This is a genomic window from Flavivirga amylovorans, from assembly GCF_030540875.1.
Classification (GTDB): Bacteria; Bacteroidota; Bacteroidia; order Flavobacteriales; family Flavobacteriaceae; genus Flavivirga; species Flavivirga amylovorans.
On record NZ_JAUOEM010000001.1, the window covers coordinates 884,685 to 904,388 of the forward strand.

Annotated in this window: 16 protein-coding genes; 12 read left to right on the top strand and 4 right to left on the bottom strand. The window is 31.9% G+C overall.

Annotated elements, in window-relative coordinates; genetic code table 11:
• Positions 1-29 precede the first annotated feature (29 nt).
• From Q4Q39_RS03605 to guaB, 8 genes are all read left to right on the top strand, one after another.
• Positions 30-893 carry a hydroxymethylglutaryl-CoA lyase gene (locus Q4Q39_RS03605; RefSeq protein ID WP_303281000.1) on the top strand — a complete coding sequence of 288 codons (864 nt, stop codon included), beginning with the start codon at positions 30-32 and terminating at the stop codon, positions 891-893.
• A gap of 171 nt (positions 894-1,064) precedes the next feature.
• Positions 1,065-2,264, top strand: a complete 1,200-nt coding sequence (locus Q4Q39_RS03610) for a DUF4856 domain-containing protein (protein WP_303281001.1) — start codon at positions 1,065-1,067, stop codon at positions 2,262-2,264.
• Between the two features lie 97 nt (positions 2,265-2,361).
• Positions 2,362-3,465, top strand: a complete 1,104-nt coding sequence (locus Q4Q39_RS03615) for an imelysin family protein (RefSeq protein ID WP_303281002.1) — start codon at positions 2,362-2,364, stop codon at positions 3,463-3,465.
• Between the two features lie 50 nt (positions 3,466-3,515).
• On the top strand, positions 3,516-4,880 hold the full coding sequence (locus tag Q4Q39_RS03620) for an HTTM domain-containing protein (protein WP_303281003.1): 1,365 nt from the start codon (positions 3,516-3,518) through the stop codon (positions 4,878-4,880).
• Positions 4,861-7,305 carry a TonB-dependent receptor domain-containing protein gene (locus Q4Q39_RS03625; RefSeq protein WP_303281004.1) on the top strand — a complete coding sequence of 815 codons (2,445 nt, stop codon included), beginning with the start codon at positions 4,861-4,863 and terminating at the stop codon, positions 7,303-7,305. The genes Q4Q39_RS03620 and Q4Q39_RS03625 overlap by 20 nt, the downstream gene beginning before the upstream one ends.
• An 11-nt stretch (positions 7,306-7,316) precedes the next feature.
• Complete coding sequence (locus Q4Q39_RS03630) at positions 7,317-7,772, top strand: heme-binding domain-containing protein (protein ID WP_303281005.1); 456 nt, start codon at positions 7,317-7,319, stop codon at positions 7,770-7,772.
• A gap of 60 nt (positions 7,773-7,832) precedes the next feature.
• Complete coding sequence (locus Q4Q39_RS03635; RefSeq protein ID WP_303281006.1) at positions 7,833-8,537, top strand: Insecticidal toxin complex protein; 705 nt, start codon at positions 7,833-7,835, stop codon at positions 8,535-8,537.
• Positions 8,538-8,596: 59 nt separating this feature from the next.
• Entirely contained in the window at positions 8,597-10,069 is a 1,473-nt protein-coding gene (guaB, locus tag Q4Q39_RS03640) for an IMP dehydrogenase (protein WP_303281007.1), read from the top strand.
• Here the strand turns inward: guaB and Q4Q39_RS03645 are convergent.
• From Q4Q39_RS03645 to Q4Q39_RS03660, 4 genes are all read right to left on the bottom strand, one after another.
• Complete coding sequence (locus tag Q4Q39_RS03645) at positions 10,062-11,237, bottom strand: MFS transporter (protein WP_303281008.1); 1,176 nt, start codon at positions 11,235-11,237, stop codon at positions 10,062-10,064. The two genes, guaB and Q4Q39_RS03645, sit on opposite strands and share 8 nt — an antisense overlap.
• A 17-nt stretch (positions 11,238-11,254) precedes the next feature.
• A complete protein-coding gene (locus Q4Q39_RS03650; RefSeq protein ID WP_303281009.1) occupies positions 11,255-11,668 on the bottom strand; it encodes a DUF6855 family protein in 414 nt (137 codons plus the stop codon).
• Positions 11,669-11,859: 191 nt separating this feature from the next.
• A complete protein-coding gene (locus tag Q4Q39_RS03655) occupies positions 11,860-14,073 on the bottom strand; it encodes a multiheme c-type cytochrome (RefSeq protein WP_303281010.1) in 2,214 nt (737 codons plus the stop codon).
• A gap of 26 nt (positions 14,074-14,099) precedes the next feature.
• Positions 14,100-14,336, bottom strand: a complete 237-nt coding sequence (locus tag Q4Q39_RS03660; protein ID WP_303281011.1) for a hypothetical protein — start codon at positions 14,334-14,336, stop codon at positions 14,100-14,102.
• A gap of 138 nt (positions 14,337-14,474) precedes the next feature.
• On the opposite strand from Q4Q39_RS03660, the gene Q4Q39_RS03665 reads away from it, so the two are divergent.
• From Q4Q39_RS03665 to Q4Q39_RS03680, 4 genes are read left to right on the top strand one after another with little or no spacing between them, the layout of a single operon-like run.
• A complete protein-coding gene (locus Q4Q39_RS03665) occupies positions 14,475-16,439 on the top strand; it encodes a peptidylprolyl isomerase (RefSeq protein WP_303281012.1) in 1,965 nt (654 codons plus the stop codon).
• Positions 16,440-16,447: 8 nt separating this feature from the next.
• Positions 16,448-17,302, top strand: coding sequence for a peptidyl-prolyl cis-trans isomerase (locus Q4Q39_RS03670; RefSeq protein ID WP_303281013.1), 855 nt, complete (start codon positions 16,448-16,450; stop codon positions 17,300-17,302).
• Positions 17,265-18,728, top strand: coding sequence for a peptidylprolyl isomerase (locus Q4Q39_RS03675; protein ID WP_303281015.1), 1,464 nt, complete (start codon positions 17,265-17,267; stop codon positions 18,726-18,728). Before Q4Q39_RS03670 ends, Q4Q39_RS03675 begins: the two co-directional genes overlap by 38 nt.
• Positions 18,729-18,731: 3 nt before the next feature.
• Entirely contained in the window at positions 18,732-19,685 is a 954-nt protein-coding gene (locus Q4Q39_RS03680) for an AAA family ATPase (RefSeq protein ID WP_303281016.1), read from the top strand.
• Positions 19,686-19,704: the final 19 nt, after the last annotated feature.

Here is a 19,704-nt window from a genome sequence, read left to right on the forward strand (position 1 = left end):
TATTTTTATCCTTCTATTTTTTTAACTAAATGCAAGAGAAAGTAAAGATTATTGAATGCCCACGAGATGCCATGCAGGGTATTAAGGATTTTATTCCAACAGCTAATAAAGTACAGTATATCCAATCGTTACTTCGTGTGGGTTTCGATACTATCGATTTTGGTAGCTTTGTTTCTCCTAAAGCCATTCCTCAAATGGTTGATACAGCCGAGGTCTTATCAAAGCTTGACTTGTCTAAAACTACTAGTAAATTACTTGCTATTATAGCTAATACTAGGGGGGCAGAAGATGCCTGTATACATTCAGAAATAGATTATTTGGGGTACCCGTTTTCAATTTCAGAAAACTTTCAGATGCGTAATACGCATAAAACGATAGCTGAGTCTGTTGTAACACTTTCAAAAATATTAGAAATCGCTAATAAATCTAATAAAGAAGTGGTCGTTTATATATCTATGGGGTTTGGTAATCCTTATGGTGATCCTTGGAATGTAGATATAGTAGGGGAGTGGACCGAAAAACTTTCAAAAATGGGCGTGAAAATTTTGTCTTTAAGTGATACTATTGGGAGTTCTGATGCAGAAAGTATCAATTATCTATTTTCAAATTTAATACCTCAATACAAAAATATAGAATTTGGAGCACACTTACATACAACGCCTAGTACATGGTTTGAAAAAGTAGATGCCGCATATAAAGCTGGTTGTAATCGTTTTGATGGAGCCATTCAAGGGTTTGGCGGATGTCCTATGGCGAAAGATGAACTAACGGGTAATATGCCCACCGAAAAACTATTATCATACTTCACTTCTAATAAAAATAATAGTTTAAATGCGCTCAGTTTTGAGAGTGCTTATAACGAAGCTTCCAAGATTTTTAATTTTTATCATTAATTTTTAGTTCGTTAAATAATTGATTTTCAGTTAATTGATATAGTTTTAAAAAGTTTATTTAAATTTAATCTAAATAAACTTTGCGTAATTAATTATGAGTTTTATATTTGCAACTTCAAATGAAATATTATTTGTAATAAGTCTAAATAAAAACAAAATAATTAGTCAAAAATGAAAAAATTAGCCTTAAGTCTTTTTGCAGTAGTAGCATTATTTCAATCATGTTCAAATGATGACGATGGTGGTAATAGTCAAAATGAAGTTGTAGCTCCTACAACTTATGAGTTTACAAGAAATGGAAATTCAACAGTAAGTTTTGAAGGACAGACAACAAGAATTAAAATGTCAGAGGAGTTAGTGTCTGCAATGAGTGACAATACACAAACAGAAGTAACTTTAGATGCCATGTTTGCACATGAAGAAGGAAATACTGATTTTTCTGATGCAGATTTAAATGCATCAGGTAAAAGTGTTAGAAGTAAAACAGCAGCTTCTGCAGATTATTTTTCGGCGAATACTACGGATGCTAATGCCATTAAAGCAGATTTCGACGGTTGGATAGCATCACAGGTTTCAGATGTTTTTCCTAACTGGGGAATAGTTGCTACAGCAGGAACAGCAGGGAACTTACAAGAAGGTGGAGGCGGCTCTACTCGTTATATTAATGCTAAAGGTTTGGAGTACAATCAAGCATTTGCAAAGTCTTTGATTGGTGCCTTAATGGTAGACCAAATGTTAAACAACTATTTAAGTCCAGCCGTATTGGATGCAGGTACAAACGTAGCTGACAATGATGCTGGAACAGTAGCAGAGGGTAAGTCATATACTACTATGGAACATAAGTGGGATGAAGCTTACGGTTATTTATATGGTAACGAAACGAATCCGGACACTCCAGAATTAGGAGCAGATAGCTTTTTAAATAAATACTTATCCAGAGTAGAAAATGATACAGATTTTGCGGGTATAGCTGCAGATATTTACAATGCTTTTAAATTAGGAAGAGCAGCCATTGTAGCTAAAAATTATGATGTTAGAGATGAGCAAGCTGAAATTATTAGGGAAAAAATATCAGACATTATAGGTATAAGAGCTGTATATTATTTACAACAAGGAAAAGGAAATTTAGTAACAGATAAAGCGGCAGCATTTCATGATTTGTCTGAAGGTTTTGGGTTTATTTACAGTTTACAATTTACAAGAAAGCCAGGAACTAACGAACCATATTTTACAAAAACTGAAGTAGATGTTATTATAGCAACACTTATGAATGGAAATGGCTTTTGGGATGTGACAGAAGAAACATTGGATGCATTATCTGCTACAATATCAGCTAAATTTAGCTTTACAACAGCACAAGCTGGAAGCTAAAAAAAAGAGTTAGTTATTTATTTTAAAAGTGGTTGTTGTATTACATGATACAATAACTACTTTTAGTACTTTTGCGAAAATTATATTTTTATAAGTTATGTTTACAGTAAGAAAGATTTTTTTAGGTTTATTTATTACCACTTTTATTATAGGATGTGGTTCTTCATCTTCAGATAATGACCCTTCTGGAAAAACAGATACGTTTGATAGAGGTGCTTTATTAACTAATGTGGCAGATAATATTATTATTCCTGCTTTTCAAGACTTAAACACCAAGCTTTCTACTTTAAAATTAGACAAGGAAACATTTATAACAACACCAGATCAAACAAGCTTAGATGCGTTAAGAGCTTCCTGGATAGAAGCTTATAAAGTATGGCAATACGTAGAAATGTTTAACATTGGTAAAGCAGAAGCGTTACTGTATGGATTTCAAATGAATATATATCCAACAAATACTACTGATATTGAAAATAATATTTCTGCCGGAACTTACGATTTAACAAGTGCAAATAACAATGATGCTGTAGGTTTTCCAGCAGTAGATTATTTACTTTATGGTGTCGCTAATGATGATGCTTTAATTCTAGCAAAATATGCTGATGTTAATTATAGAAATTATCTTTCTGATATAATAAACCAAATGCAATCTTTAACCGAAACGATTTTAAACGATTGGACAACTTCTTACAGAGGTACTTTTGTAAGTCAAACAGGAAATACAACGACCAGTGCACTAAATAAATTTACAAATGATTTTGTGTTTTATTATGAAAAAGTGTTGCGAGCCAATAAAATAGGCATTCCTGCTGGTAACTTTTCTGTAGATCCATTACCAGAAAAGGTAGAAGGTTTTTATAGTAAAATATATTCTAGAGAGTTGGCTTTGGAGGCTTTAAATGCTGTACAAGATTTGTTTAATGGAAAAGTATATACAAGTAATACAACAGGAGATAGTTTTAAAACCTATTTATTAGATTTAGAAAGAAATGATTTAGTTACTCTAATTAATTCCAGATTTGATAGTGCTCGCCAAAAATTAGAGGCTTTAAGCGCAGATTTTAATTCACAAATAAATACAGACAATACAAAAATGACTGAAGCGTACGATGCGCTTCAACTAGCCGTAGTATCCTTAAAAGTAGACATGCTCCAAGCATTTAATATTAGTATCGACTACGTAGATGCCGATGGAGATTAAAAAGTATAAAAAATAAAAGGTTGTCCAAATAAGGACAACTTTTTTTTTGTATGAAATTCAATATAAACACATATTTAAATAAAAATACCAACGCAGCGCCTTTAGCCGTTTTTAGAATAGCTTTTGGTATTATGATGTGTTTTGGTATGATTCGTTTTTGGTATCACGGATGGATTGAAACGCTATACATTCAGCCAGGGTTCCATTTTTCTTTTTATGGTTTTGAGTGGGTAAAGCCGTTAGGGAATTATACCTATTTGCTTTTCATTATATGTGCTATAGCAGCATTAATGGTAGCCTTTGGTTTTAAATACAGACTTGCTATTATTACCTTTTTTTTAAGTTTTACTTACATTGAGTTAATGGATAAAACCACGTATCTAAATCATTATTACTTTATTAGTTTATTGAGCTTTTTAATGATTTTTTTACCTGCTAATGCATATTTTTCGGTTGATAATGTCATAAGAAAAAAAACATATGAGAATGTTCCAAAATGGACCATTGATAGTGTAAAGCTCCTTTTAGGCATTGTTTATTTTTATGCAGGTTTAGCCAAAATAAATAGTGACTGGTTATTTAAAGCCATGCCTCTAAAGATATGGTTACCGTCTAAATATGATTTGCCATTAATTGGAGAAACATTAATGCATCAAAACTGGTTTCACTTTGCTATGAGTTGGAGTGGTATGCTTTACGATTTAGCAATTCCATTTTTATTATTCTACAAAAGAACCCGTATTTTTGCCTTTACCTTAGTACTTGTATTCCATGTGTTTACACGGATATTATTTCCAATCGGGATGTTCCCGTTTATTATGATCGTGTCTACATTAATTTTCTTCGATGCTAATTTGCATATCAAGATTATTAGTTTTTTTAAGCGCATTTTTAAAATCCGAGCTTCAATTTTTTCCTTATCAATAAAATCAGATTACAACTATCAATTCAGAAAACCTGTTACTGGGTTTTTAGCCCTGTTTTTTGTTATTCAATTAATAGTTCCTTTTAGAAACATTTTATACCCAAATGAATTATTTTGGACAGAAGAAGGATTTCGTTTTTCATGGCGTGTGATGCTTATTGAAAAAATGGGAATGTCAACTTTTAAAATCGCAAATGCCGAAACAGGAGACTTTTTCTATGTTGACAATGACGATTTTTTAACCCCATTTCAAGAAAAACAAATGAGCTTTCAGCCAGATTTTATATTAGAATATGCACATTATTTAGGAGACCATTTTACAGCACAAGGGCATAAAAATGTTCAAGTTTTTGTTGAAAGTTATGTAGCATTAAATGGTAGGCTGAGTCAACCTTTTATAGATAAAAATATCGATTTATATCGTGAAAAAGAATCGTTTAAACCAAAGCATTGGATATTACCTTTTAAAGATGAAATTAAGGGATTATAAATTTATTTTTGCACTTATTTTTAGTGTATCGCTTTATGCACAACAAACCGTTAAAGGTGTTGTTGTGTTTTCTAAAAATACGCAACCCGTTGAAGGAGTAAGTATATATGATAAAAGTTCGGGATTATTAACCATAACCGATAAAGCAGGAAGGTTTGAGTTTGAAACTTCTAAAAAAGAAATAGTTTTAGTATTTTTTTCTTCCGAATATGAAATTAAGGAAGTTATTGTAAAGACTCAAGATGAAAAAAACTTGAATATTGTTTTACAGGATTTAACAACAGAATTATCAGAAGTTATCATTAATGCAAATAGACGACGCATTTTTGAATTATCAAGATTAAAAGATGTTGAAGAAACAGCTATATATGCAGGCAAGAAAACAGAAGTTGTTTTAGTAGATCAATCTATGGCAAATTTGGCATCAAATAATGCACGTCAAATTTATAGTCAGGTTGCAGGTTTAAATATTTATCAAAACGATGATGCAGGTTTACAATTAAATGTTGGAGGAAGAGGACTGGACCCTAATAGAACTGCAAATTTTAATACCAGGCAAAACGGATATGATATAAGCGCAGACGTTTTGGGGTATCCAGAGAGTTATTATACGCCAGCATCAGAAGGTCTAGAAGAAATACAAGTCATTCGCGGTGCTGCATCATTACAATACGGAACTCAATTTGGAGGTTTGATAAATTTTAAAATGAAATCACCAAACCCCAATAAACCTTTAGAAGTAATAACCAGAAATACAATAGGTAGTTTTGGTTTGTATACCAATTTTACAAGCCTAAGTGGGACTAAAAACAAATTAAGCTATTATACATATTTTAATTATAAAAAAGGTGATGGCTTTAGACCAAATTCGGAGTTTGAATCTAAGAATGCTTTCGCGCATTTAGGCTATCAATTCAATAATAAAACAAAGCTAACAGGAGAAGTTACGTATTTACGCTATTTAGCACAGCAAGGGGGAGGATTAAACGATTCGCAGTTTAGAGAAGACCCTTTGCAAAGCAATCGTACACGTAATTGGTTTCAAGTCGATTGGCTTTTGTATAATCTTAAGCTAGCTCACAAATTTTCTGAAGCCACTAATTTTACATTTAACTTTTTTGGTTTAGATGCGAATCGGGTTGCTTTAGGTTTTAGAGATAGAAGAGTAGATTTAGCCGATCCGGGAGGCGAGAGAGATTTAATTTCTAGTGACTTTAGCAATTATGGTTTTGAAACACGTTTGTTGACAAAATACAAGTTCTTTAAAAAAGATGCCACATTTTTAATTGGCGGTAAATTTTATAAAGCAGATAACGGTTATTCTCAAGGGCCGGGTTCTGCGGGTTCTGATGCGAATTTTTCTTCTGCTGTAGATGATTTTCCATTCTATAGAAGTCAATCAGAATACGATAATCCAAACTTAAACGTTGCACTATTTAGCGAAAATATATTTTATATCAATGACAAGCTTTCCGTTACACCAGGGTTTAGATTAGAATATATAAAAACGGAAAGTATTGGTATGCGAAAGACATTTAATTTTGATGGCGCAGGAAATCCAATTGATGCAGGTACAGAGTCTCAAGATGAAGAAAAGGAACGATCGTTTGTATTATTAGGAATAGGTGCTAGTTATAAAGCTTCAAGATCGATAGAATTTTATGGTAATATCTCACAAAATTACCGATCGGTAACCTTTGGAGATTTAAATGTCGTAAATCCAGCCAATGCTGTAGATCCGGATATTGATGATGAAAAGGGATTTACTGCAGACATTGGAATAAGGGGGAATATTAAAAACTTAGTGTCTTTTGATACTAATATTTTTGGATTGTTTTATAACGATAGAATAGGACTTATTGATGCACAAATTCCGCCAATAAATAATATTGGTAAACTAAGAACTAATATAGGAGATGCCAAGATTTTAGGACTGGAGTCATTAATAGATTTTAATCTTAAAAATATTTTTAGATTGAATAACAATTTCAGAGCCAATTATTTTATAAATACCTCTTTCGTAACCTCAGAATACACCTCTTCCAATTTTGAAAATACAACCTCAGATTTTGTTGTAGGGAATAAGGTGGAGTTTATACCAGAGGTTAACATAAAAACGGGTATTCAATTTGGATATAAGAACTTGTTGTCTAGTATTCAGTATACTTATTTAAGCTCTCAATTTACTGATGCAAGAAATTCGACAGTAGAGGATGATCTTGATAGTATTGTTGGGGAAATTCCAGCATACGATATTTTAGATGTATCATTATCTTATAGCTATAAAAAGTTTAAGTTAGAAACAGGGATTAATAACGTTTTAGATACTAGTTATTTTACAAGAAGAGCAACTGGATATCCGGGACCGGGAATTATTCCATCTGCACCAAGAAATTTTTATGCTACCTTGCAGCTCAAATTTTAAATAGAGAAGACATGAAAATAATAAAAAAAATATTGATTGCATTACTATTCACTCTGGTTTTAATACAATTTTATAGACCAGAAAAAAATGATGCTGACTATAGAGATGTAGCAGCTTTTGAAGCTGAAACTAAACCGAGTGAAGACGTAGCAGCGATTTTAAAAGCACAATGTTACGATTGTCATAGTAATAAAACAGCCTATCCCTGGTATGCAGAAATAGCACCAATATCTTTTTGGATAGGCCATCATATAGAAGAAGGGAATGAGCATTTTAATGTGTCTAAATGGAATGCTTATAATGATAAAAAGAAAGATCATAAATTAGATGAGTTAATAGAAGAAGTAGAAGAAGGAGAAATGCCATTGAACTCTTATACTTGGATGCACGGGGCTATTACTAAGGAAGAAAAAGAAGCATTAATAACATGGGCTAAAAAAGCACGAGAGAGTTATAATGTGAAATAGCACCTAAATTCATTTTTTAAAAAATAACATCAATATAATTTCTTGTACTTTTATATACTTATGAGATGGATTATATTTTTCTTCATACTAACCTTTAACTACACATTATCTGCAAAAGAGTGGAAAAACCTTAAGGTTTATCAAAGAGAGAATCAACAAAAAATCTTGTCCCCCTCAGATTGGTTAAAATCCGATAGAACCAGAAATACTCAGGTATGGCAAAAAGCGAATCTGTTTAATCTTAAAAATAATTTGCCACAAGAGTACAGCAGTATATCGCAACGACGTGATTTTTATAAATGGCTTTTTACTGAATTAAAAAAGAAAAAGCATGAAGTTATTTGGATAAAAATGGCACATTTTATTTCTCGAAAAATGCACTTGATGGAAGTATTTCCATATACCATCTTTTCAAAAAAAACTATAAAAGCATATGCCAGACAAGGCAGTGAAACTGTATTTAATAATGCATTTGTAGAATTGCAAAAACTTTATACTTCTCAATCCATATTAAAAACCGAGCAAGCTTTAAAATGGGATAAAACTATTCTTAGAAAAGAACAATACGATTGGATAGATGATATCTATAAATCTATGGATACTAAAAGCTTAAAAACCTTAGGACGAATAGCTAAAGGTAAGTTTCTTTACGGGCTATTAGTACCAAAATCCATAAGGTATAAAGGAGACATTTCTAAAGCAAAAATACGCTATGATTATGCTGTTAAGGTACTTAAGCCTTATTGCGAAAACAGATACAGATAATATCATATTATCTTAGAATTTAATTGTATATTTGCACGCAATTATAACGTAATTGCATCATGACTGCACATCAAAATAAAATAGTAGGAGAGGGATTGACCTACGATGACGTCCTTTTAGTTCCAGCATTTTCAGAAGTTCTTCCACGCGAAGTTAATATTCAAACAAAATTTACTCGTAATATCACTATCAATGTGCCCATTATTTCGGCAGCGATGGATACGGTAACTGAGAGTAAAATGGCTATTGCCATGGCGCAAGAAGGAGGTATTGGTGTTTTACATAAAAATATGACTATTGAAGCGCAAGCTTTAAAAGTTAGAAAGGTAAAACGTGCAGAGAGTGGGATGATCATAGATCCAGTTACATTGCCGCTTACAGCTAATGTCAATGATGCCAAACAAAATATGGCAGAGCATGGTATTGGAGGGATTCCTATAGTTGATGAAGCAGGTGTTTTAAAAGGGATAGTAACAAATCGTGATTTACGTTTCGAGCATGATAATTTAAGACCTATTGTAGAAGTGATGACAGGTGAAAACCTTGTAACTGCAGCAGTTGGTACGTCTTTAAAAGATGCTGAAAAAATTCTTCAGAAGCATAAAATTGAAAAACTACTTATTGTTGATGATACATATAAATTATCAGGCTTAATTACTTTTAGAGATATCACGAAACTTAGTTTGAAACCAATAGCAAACAAAGATCAGTACGGACGTTTACGTGTTGCTGCTGCTATCGGAGTTACGGGTGATGCTGTTGATAGAGCGGAAGCTTTGGTTAATGCAGGTGTAGATGCTGTTGTAATTGATACTGCACATGGTCATACTAAGGGAGTCGTTGGTGTATTGAAAGAAATTAAATCTAAGTTTCCTGAATTGGATGTTATAGTTGGTAACATTGCGACAGGTGCCGCGGCAAAATATTTAGTTGAAGCTGGAGCAGATGCCGTAAAAGTTGGTATTGGACCAGGTTCTATTTGTACAACACGTGTTGTAGCTGGAGTTGGGTTTCCACAGTTTTCTGCAGTGTTGGAAGTTGCAGCCGCGATAAAAGGTACTGGAGTACCAGTAATTGCAGATGGAGGTATTCGTTATACAGGAGATATTCCAAAAGCAATTGCTGCAGGAGCAGATACTGTTATGTTAGGGTCGCTGTTAGCTGGAACTAAAGAATCTCCAGGAGAAACTATTATTTACGAAGGAAGAAAGTTTAAATCTTACCGAGGTATGGGGTCTGTAGAAGCTATGAAGCAAGGTAGTAAAGACCGTTATTTCCAAGATGTTGAAGACGATATTAAAAAATTAGTGCCAGAAGGTATTGTTGGTAGAGTTCCTTATAAAGGCGATTTATACGAAAGTATTCATCAATTTATAGGAGGTTTACGTGCTGGTATGGGCTATTGTGGTGCTAAAGATATAGAGACATTAAAAGAAAACGGACAGTTTGTGAAAATTACTGCTAGTGGAATTAATGAAAGCCATCCGCATGATGTAACAATTACTAAAGAATCTCCTAATTACTCTAGATAGTTTTTGGTTTTTTACTTAATGCTATTAATCCTAATATAGGACCCACAGCAAGTACAGTATAAATATTATTTGGATCTGTAAAACTTCTCATGTTATTTATAATTTGAATACTGATTATAGTTATTGCAAATCCAATACAATTAACTATTGTAAGAGCTGTTCCTTTTATTTCTGGAGGGGCATTTTGTGCTATTAATGTTGAAAAAAGAGGAGAGTCCGCAATTACTACCATCCCCCAAAAGACAAGGAAAGCAATAAATAGACTTTCCGAATTACTTGTAAACATTAATGGAGAGATAAGGCAGCACGCACATGATAGTAATAAAGCTATGAAAGCTGTTCTTTTTGTGCCTGTTTTTTGAGAAAGGAAGCCTCCTAATATACAAGCTAATCCACCTATACCAATTATATAAAAGGATAAAATAGGGATGTTAAGCATGACTTTGGGGTGTAAATCATTATACCTTTTTAATATAACAGGTACAAATGCCCAAAAAGCATAGAGCTCCCACATGTGCCCAAAATATCCAAAAGCAGAGGAACGAAATTTATGATTACGAAATACACTAAAAAAAGCTAAAAGATTTAGTTTTTGACTAGGTTTTCTATATGGACCATTAGGAACTAAGAGGAGCATTAATAGACCTCCAGTTACTGAAAGACACGTAGTTATAAATATTACAGATTTCCAAGGAAGTGTATTAGTAACTCCTTTTAATAAATGAGGTAAAGCGGTGCCTAAAACCAATGCACCAACCAAAAAACTAAGCGATTTTCCAAGACCTTCTTTATAATAATCAGCAGCTATTTTCATTCCCACAGGATAAATCCCAGCAAGAAAAAAACCAGCAAAGAGGCGAAATAACATTAAGCTGGACAAATTATTTCCTGACCATAATACTCCAATATTGAATAAAGCTGATAATAAGGCACTAACAAAAAACACTTTTGAAGGAGCATAACGATCTGCTATATTTAAAATAGCAAAGATTAATGTTCCTAAAATAAAACCCAATTGAACAGAAGCGGTTAGATGACCTAAGGCATTATCTTTAAGGTTAAAATTCGTTATAAGATCATTTATAACACCATTACTAGCAAACCAAAGTGATGTACACAAGAATTGAGAAATTACAATGACTTTAAGTATAGCACTTTGTTGTTGCATCTATGATTATTTCGATGTTACTTGGCCCTCATTTTATTATTTCTTTTTTCGTGTGTTACTTCCACAAGTCCTAATGCCTCCATCAATGGCGGTATGTACATCCCAAAACGTCCTCTAAAATTCTTTTTAAGTCCGTACCAGCCACCAATTGGGTTGTTAAGAGAACGTCCCCAATGCTCAACAGTACCTTCTTTAGTAGCTACTTTTTCATCTTTACTTCCTAATTCTATCCAATCTCCATGCTGCTTTAACATGTCATAAAGATCACTTAAACACCTGATGTCATAATGAAGAATTGTTTTCCCAACAGTGCAAACTAAAATCTCTTTTCCATCTTTTTCATCAACATGCATTGTGTATTCTGATGATAAAGGTGGTGTTTTAAGTTTTAAGGGAGCATTTTTTGTTCCAATTTTTTCTTTGTAATTCATTTTAATAGTTTTTTTGATTCATAAGATAAGCATAAGCACTAAAGCGATGCATATTTTTATATATGATTTTTGCTATGTTCTAATGTAATTAATTTGAATAGATTTCAAACTAATTGATTCTGCGAAAACTACTATTTATACTATTGAGAATAATATTTAGAACCTGAGTTATATTTAAAACTTTTTATTTATTATTTTAAGCTTTCAAAAATTTGTTTATAATTCGCATTGTTTGGAGCTAGTTTAATAAGTTCGGAACAGGTATTGTATGCTTTAATATTCTGTTTTAAATTAATTTCTCCAATGAGTTTTACATATAAAAGATTTTCATTCTTAGGGAAAATCACTAATGCTTTATTGATAATCTCTATCGATTTTTGATTTAAATTTTCTGCTTGAAGCTTTAAGGCATAATTATAAAATGCCCGAATATTTGCAGGCTTTTTATCACATGCTTCAGCAAGGTATTTTAAAGCATTTTTAGTGTCCCCAATTTCGTTAAACAATAAGCCCAACATATAATAAGAATTGCTATAATCAGGTTCTAATTCAATAACTTTAAGGTAAAGGTTTTTAGCTTCTTCAATATGATTTTGTTTATAGAGTAACAGAGCTAGATTCATTCTAGATAAATTATAACGATTATCGATCTCTAAGGATTTTTTATAGGCTTTAATTGCTAAATCGGTATACCCTTTCATTTCGTTATAAACAGCAATTTGATGTTGACCAGAGGCAAAATCAGCATTCATATCTAGAGATTCTAAATATTCTTTTTCAGCATTATCAAAATCATTATCACCATTCATGTTAGCACCAATACTATTAAAGTACTTCACAGCAGCAATTCTTACTAACCTAATAGAATCTTTTAGCAAAGGTTCAATATCTGCATGGTAATTTTGGTCGTGAATCTTTTCAAAAGTACGCACCGCTTCATGCCTAACAAGAATGGATGAGTCTTTTAAAAACCTTCTAACATCGTTTATCTCTTTATTTGATAGTGAATTGTTTGTATATTCATATAAAGCAGTTGCTCTTGCAATTTCTGGGTATTTGTTTTGGGATAATAATGTGTATAACGCTTCATGATTACCATTATAACCTTCTAAAAGGTAATTAGAAAAATGGTCTGGACGTTTGGTACCATATTTTGAATCAATGAATTTACTTGCCCATTCAGCAGTTTTATCTTTGTGACACTCATTACAAGCATTTGGTGTTCCATATTTTAAAGATTGATCAGGTCTGGGGATTCTAAAACTGTGATCACGCCTATAATCATTACCCATATATGTTTTACCAGACATATGGCAATTAATACATTGTGCCCCTTCTGTATCTAGTGGGTGGTAATGATGTGATTTGCTATTATATTTAGGTTCGTGACAGCTTAAACATAGTTTGTTTCCAGATTGTTTAAGCTTTAATGAATGTGCATCATGACAATCTACGCAGGTCACATTATTTTGGTACATCTTACTTTGCATAAAAGACCCATAAACATAATCCTCGTCTTTTATTTGACCGTCTAGTTCATAAGTAGGACTAATGAGTAAACTAGGGCTATAATGATCTAAAAAATGACCGTTGTAATCGAATTTTTTCGTTATTTGAGATCTTCTGGAATGGCATCTCGCACATTTCTCTACAAGGCTTTTTGAAGCTAATGATTTACCCATGTATAATTTTTGAGGTAAAACACCTTCATTGCCGTTTTTATAAAATGCCACATGATTACTGGCTGGACCATGACAAGCTTCACAGCTTACATTAATTTCACTATAACTCGTGTTGAAAGTATGAGTATTTGAATCAAAATTTTTATCAAGATTTGTAGAATGGCAATCAGCACAAGCAGTATTCCATCTCATGGCACCTCCAGTCCAGTTTATCCATTCGTCGTGAGCCAATTCTAAATTTGGCTGTAAATGGAACCATTTTTTCTTTTCGGTATCCCAGGCGGTTACTAAACATTGATACGCACCGTCAGGAAATTTTACAATATATTGTTGTAAAGGAGTTACTCCAAAAGTATATACTATTTTATAATCTTGATAATTGCCATTTTTATCTGTAGTATTTACATAAAAATCATGGCCTTTTTTAAAAAAAGTATTCTTGACACCTTTATGCTCAAATATTCTATTGTTAAAATCGCCTAAAATGGTTGTAGAATCGGCAATTTTCATAGCTTGTTGATGGTGAGAACCATTCCAACTATTGTATTCTGACTTATGACATTCTATACAAGATTCTTTACCTACAAATTTTGGATGGTCAGTACTGCTATTAATATCATTTTTTGGTTGATATTCATTCTTTTTACAAGAACAAACTATTATAAATAGTATTAAAAGGAAGTATATCTTTTTTTGATAATGACTGAAATTTTTATAGCTCATAATTTAAAAACTTATTAAATGTACTTTTAGTCGTTGTAAACTTGTCCACGATGAGGTTTTAAAGTATCTCTTAACGGTCTCATTTTGTCTTCATCAACAACTAAAAAAGCTATAGTATGCACATCATTTAAGTTTTCGAAACCAGTAATAGAAATATTTAAATTTTCTAATTGGATGTATTCTTTTAAATGAATTTCATGATGTTGTGCTATTTTATTAGCGTCGGGCCCATGAAAATCCCAAATAAGTTTTAATTTACGCATGAAAAAAGATAGTAATATATTGTAATTCAAATATAATCTAAAAAGCGAAATAATAGCCTTTTTTAATCGTTATTAAAACAACTTGTAATATAGCTATATATTACTATTTTTGTAAACTATTGAATAATTTTAACTTCCATGCAATTAAGATATTTATTTACCTTTTTATTTATTACAACAGTATTAAACGTTAAAGCACAATCAGCCCAAGAAGATGTTCTTTTCTTTGTTGATGACTCACCGGTTTATACCTCAGAATTTTTAAGAGTTTATAACAAGAATCTTGATTTGGTTCAAGATGAATCCCAAAAAGATGTAGATGAGTATTTAACGCTTTTTACCAATTACAAACTAAAGTTAAAAGAGGCTAAAGCTTTAGGGTTAGATGATAAACCATCATATAAAAGAGAGTTATCTAATTATAGGAAACAATTGATAAAAAGTTTCATGACAGATGCAAAGGTTACTGATGCTATGGTGTCTGAAGCTTACGAACGCATTTCTCACGATATTAAGGCAACTCATATTCTGATAAAAGTTTCAGAAAATGCGAGCCCAAAAGATACATTGACAGCTTATAATAAAATTTTAAAACTTAGAAACAGAGCTTTAAAAGAAGGCTTTGAAGAGGTTAGGGAAGAAGTGCATAATGGACAAACTGTTTATGGCGAAGAATTAGGGTATTTTTCTGGTTTTAGAATGGTCTATAAGTTCGAGACAGCGGCTTTTAATACTAAGGTAGGAGATATATCAAATCCTTTTAGAACACGTTTTGGATACCATATAGTTCATGTTTTAGATAAACGTAAATCTAGAGGAGAGCGAACAGTAGCGCATATTATGGTAGTTGAAAAAAAGGGAGATTCCTTAGCTGAAAAACCAGAGGTTAGAATTCAGGATATTTATAAAAAAATTAATCAAGGAGAAGACTTTCATGCTTTAGCTAAACAATTCTCCGATGATAAAGGTTCGGCTTCTAAAGGAGGTGCCTTGCCTTCTTTTTCTAGTGGTAAGTTAGGATCTCAAGAATTTGAAGACGTTGCTTTCGGTTTAAATGATCTAGAAGACATATCAGAACCTTTTAAAACTAAATATGGCTGGCATATTGTTAAGCTAATTGCAAAAAAAACTATTCCACCATTTGAAGCTATGAGGTCAGAATTAGAGCAAAAAGTAAAAAGAGATGACCGCTCTAAATTAATAGACGAAGCTTTATATAAATCATTAAAAGAGAAGTACAATATTCCAAAAGAACAACCTGCATTAGCTTATTTTGAATCCATACTTAATGATGACTACTTTAAAAGAACATGGCAGTTACCTTCTAATTTTAGTAACGATATCCCAAAAGATATACCATTGGTTAAAATTGGTAAGAAACAGTTTCTGTATAAGGATTTTGGAAACTATTTGTTAAAAGTACAACGTAAGGGGACACAAAGAGCACCAATAAAATCGGTTGTTTTAGAAAAGTATAATGACTTTTTACATAGTAACTTAGTCAAATATCAAGAAGATAATTTAGAAATAGAAAACGAAGAATTTGCCCATATAGTTAATGAATACAGAGACGGCTTGTTGTTATTTGATTTGATGGAAACGACCATTTGGAATGCTGCGAAAACTGATTCTATTGGTGTAGAAACGTATTACAAAACACATAAAAATAAATACCTGTTACCACAACGTATTGATGCGGTGGTAGCATCTTCATCTAAGCAAAAAACCTTAAAAAAGGTGTCTAAATTGTTAAAGAAAGGGATGGGATTGGATCAAATAAAAGCATTAGTAAATAGTAATGATAAGGTAGAAGTTATGTTTACTTCGGGTATTATGGATGCTGAACACCAAGCACTTCCTAAATCATTGCAATTTAAAAAAGGGATTTCAAGAATTCTTAAGCATAATGGAACTTTTGTAGTAGTACAAGTAAAAGATGTTTTAGAAAAAACAGAACAAACTCTTGAAGAAGCAAGAGGTGCTATTATGAGTGATTATCAGGTGTATAAAGAAGAAAAATGGTTGAAGGAATTAAGTAATAAGTATCAAATAAAAGTAAATCAAGAAGCTTTAAATAATATAAAAAGTCAAATTAAAAAGTAACTAAGTAGGTGGGGGACAAAGTCATTGTATATTTTTTATTATTAACAACAGTGTTGTCATGTAATTTTTTTAAAAAAACAGACGAAAAAAGACCTGTTGCTAGGGTAAATGAAGCTTATTTGTATTATGATGATATAAAAGATTTGGTTTCTGATGCTACATCAAAAGAAGATAGTACTCATGTAGTACAGAGCTTTATTAATCGATGGGCAACCCAACAATTGTTTGTAGACGGCGCTATGCTTAATTTAAGTGAAGAAAAGCAAGAAGCCTTTAATAAATTAGTAGTTCAATACAAAAACGATTTATATACCAAAGCATATATAGAAGCTTTGGTTAAAAGAAATATAGATACAATCGTTAATATTAATGAAGCACAAGATTACTATAGCAGAAATAAAGAAGTTTTTAAACTAAATGAAGAGCTTCTTAAATTTCGTTATCTACATGTAGATGAAAATATTATTAATTTCAAAGGCATTAAAGAGAAGTTTAAACGCTATAATGATGAGGATAGAAAAGAGTTGGATTCTATATCTATACAGTTTAAATCTTATTCATTAAACGATTCTATTTGGATAAGGTTAACTCAGATAGTTGATAAAATTCCAATAGTTACCTCAGAAAATAAAAAGGAACTGTTAAAAAAATCTAATTTTGTACAACTCAAAGATTCATTAGGAGTATATTTGATGCAAATTAATGATGTTTTATTGAGAAATGATAATGCTCCGCTCGAGTATGTTAAACCTACCATAGATCAAATAGTTATTAATAATAGAAAACTTGAGCTCATTAGGGAATTAGAAAAAGACATAACAAAAGATGCTATTAAAAACAAACAATTTGAAATTTACGATTAATTTGAAACATATATCAGTTTTATTCATGACCTTACTAGCAGTAAATGTTATATCTGCACAAGAAATTATTGAAGAAGAAGTCAAAGAAGAGGCAAAAGAAGAAGTTGTAAAAAAAGTAGATTCTACGCTTAGTAAAAATGCTATAAAAGTAGATGGCGTTGCAGCTGTTGTTGGAGATTATATTATTTTAGATTCAGATGTACCGAGAGAAAGAGAACAAATAATAGCCTCTGGAGGTTCTGTTGAAGGCGTAACAGATTGTCAATTACTAGGGAAATTGTTAGAAAATAAATTATATGCACATCATGCTATTCAAGATAGTATTCAAGTTTCTGATGCAGAAATTAGACAAGAAGTAGACTATACCATTCAGAATTTTTTACAACAAAAACCAGATATAAATGAGCTTGTTAAATTTTATAAGCAAGAAGATGAAAAAGGTTTAAGAGATTATATATTTGAAATTATCAAAGGGAATAAACTTTCTGGTAGAATGCAAGCTAAAATTGTTGAAGAAGTTGAAATAACGCCAGAAGAAGTTCGCGCTTTTTTCAATAAAATTCCAGAAGACGAGCGCCCATTTTTTGGTACAGAACTTAAGGTAGCCCAAATTGTTGCAAAACCGAAAGTATCTGAAGAAGAAAAACAAAAAGTGATTGACCGTTTAAAGCAATTTAAGGTTGATGTTGTTGAAAATGGGGCTAGTTTCCGCTCAAAAGTTGTACTATATGGAGAAGATCCAGGTATGAAACAATCAGGCTATATTTATACATTAAATAGAAAAAAGCCTAAGATGGTAAAAGAATTTAGGCAAGTCGCTTTCTCTCTTCAAGAAGGAGAGGTATCAGATCCTTTTGAAACTGAGTTTGGTTATCATATTATACATTGTGTAAAAATTAGGGGTCAAGAATACGACGTAAGTCACGTTTTATTATTTCCAAAAGTTTCTATTGAAGCTGTAAAAGAGGCCAAAGAACGTTTAGAAAAAGTAAGACAACGTATCATTGATGGTGATATTACATTTGCTGATGCAGCAAGAGAAACTAGTGATGAAAAGGAAACTCGCGGAGATGGTGGCCAACTTATTAATCCGAGAACTCAGGATTACAATTTTGATTTGACTAAAATGGGACCAGAACAATACGCACAAATTCAGAATTTAAAAGATAATGAAGTTAGTCAGGTTTTAACAGAACAAGATCGCAAAGGAAATCTTTCATATAAAATTATGAAAGTTACAGATAGAATAGATGAACATAAAGCTAGTTATGCAAGAGATTATTTAAAAATTAAAGAACTAGCTCTAGATGAGAAAAAAATTAAAGCTATTGAAACATGGCAAGAAGAAAAAATACTAGATACATATATTAAAATAAGTGGAAAATTTAGAGATTGTGAATTTTCAGGTAATTGGTTAAAAAAATAGTATATGTCTGACGTAGTTGCTATCGAACAGTTTGTAAAACAATACAAGGATTTAAAAACTGAAATTGCCAAAGTTATTATAGGGCAAGAGACTGTAGTAAATCAAATTTTAATATCTATTTTCTCAGGAGGACATTCTTTACTTATAGGTGTTCCTGGTTTAGCAAAAACATTAATGGTTAATACCATTGCGCAAGCATTAGGATTAGATTTTAAGCGTATTCAATTCACTCCAGATTTAATGCCAAGTGATATATTAGGGAGTGAAATTTTAGACGAAGACCGTCACTTTAAATTTATAAAAGGACCTATTTTTTCGAATATTATCTTAGCAGACGAAATTAATAGAACCCCACCTAAAACACAGGCAGCCCTTTTAGAAGCTATGCAAGAAAGAGCCGTTACGGTAGCTGGACATCATTATAAATTAAGTTTGCCTTATTTTGTTTTAGCAACACAAAACCCTATTGAGCAAGAAGGAACTTACCCATTGCCAGAAGCTCAATTAGACCGTTTTATGTTTGCTATTAATTTAGATTATCCTTCTTTTAAAGAAGAAGTAGATGTTGTAAAAACAACTACTTCTGATAATCAAGTAACCGTAAATCCGTTATTTTCTGCACAGCAAATAGTCGATTTCCAACATCTTATTCGTCGTATTCCAGTAGCAGATAATGTTATTGAATATGCCGTAGATATGGTAGGTAAAACAAGACCTAACGGAGATACAGCTACAGATTTAGTGAAAACATATATAGATTGGGGAGCTGGTCCTAGAGCCTCTCAGAACTTAATATTAGCAGCAAAAACACATGCGGCTATTAATGGTAAGTTCTCGCCAGATATAGAGAATGTTCAAGCCGTAGCATATAGTATTTTAAGACATAGAATCATTAAAAACTATAAAGCAGAAGCTGAAGGTGTTTCAGAAGAAGATATTATTAAAAGTCTGTTTTAAATTTTTTGTACATTGAGAA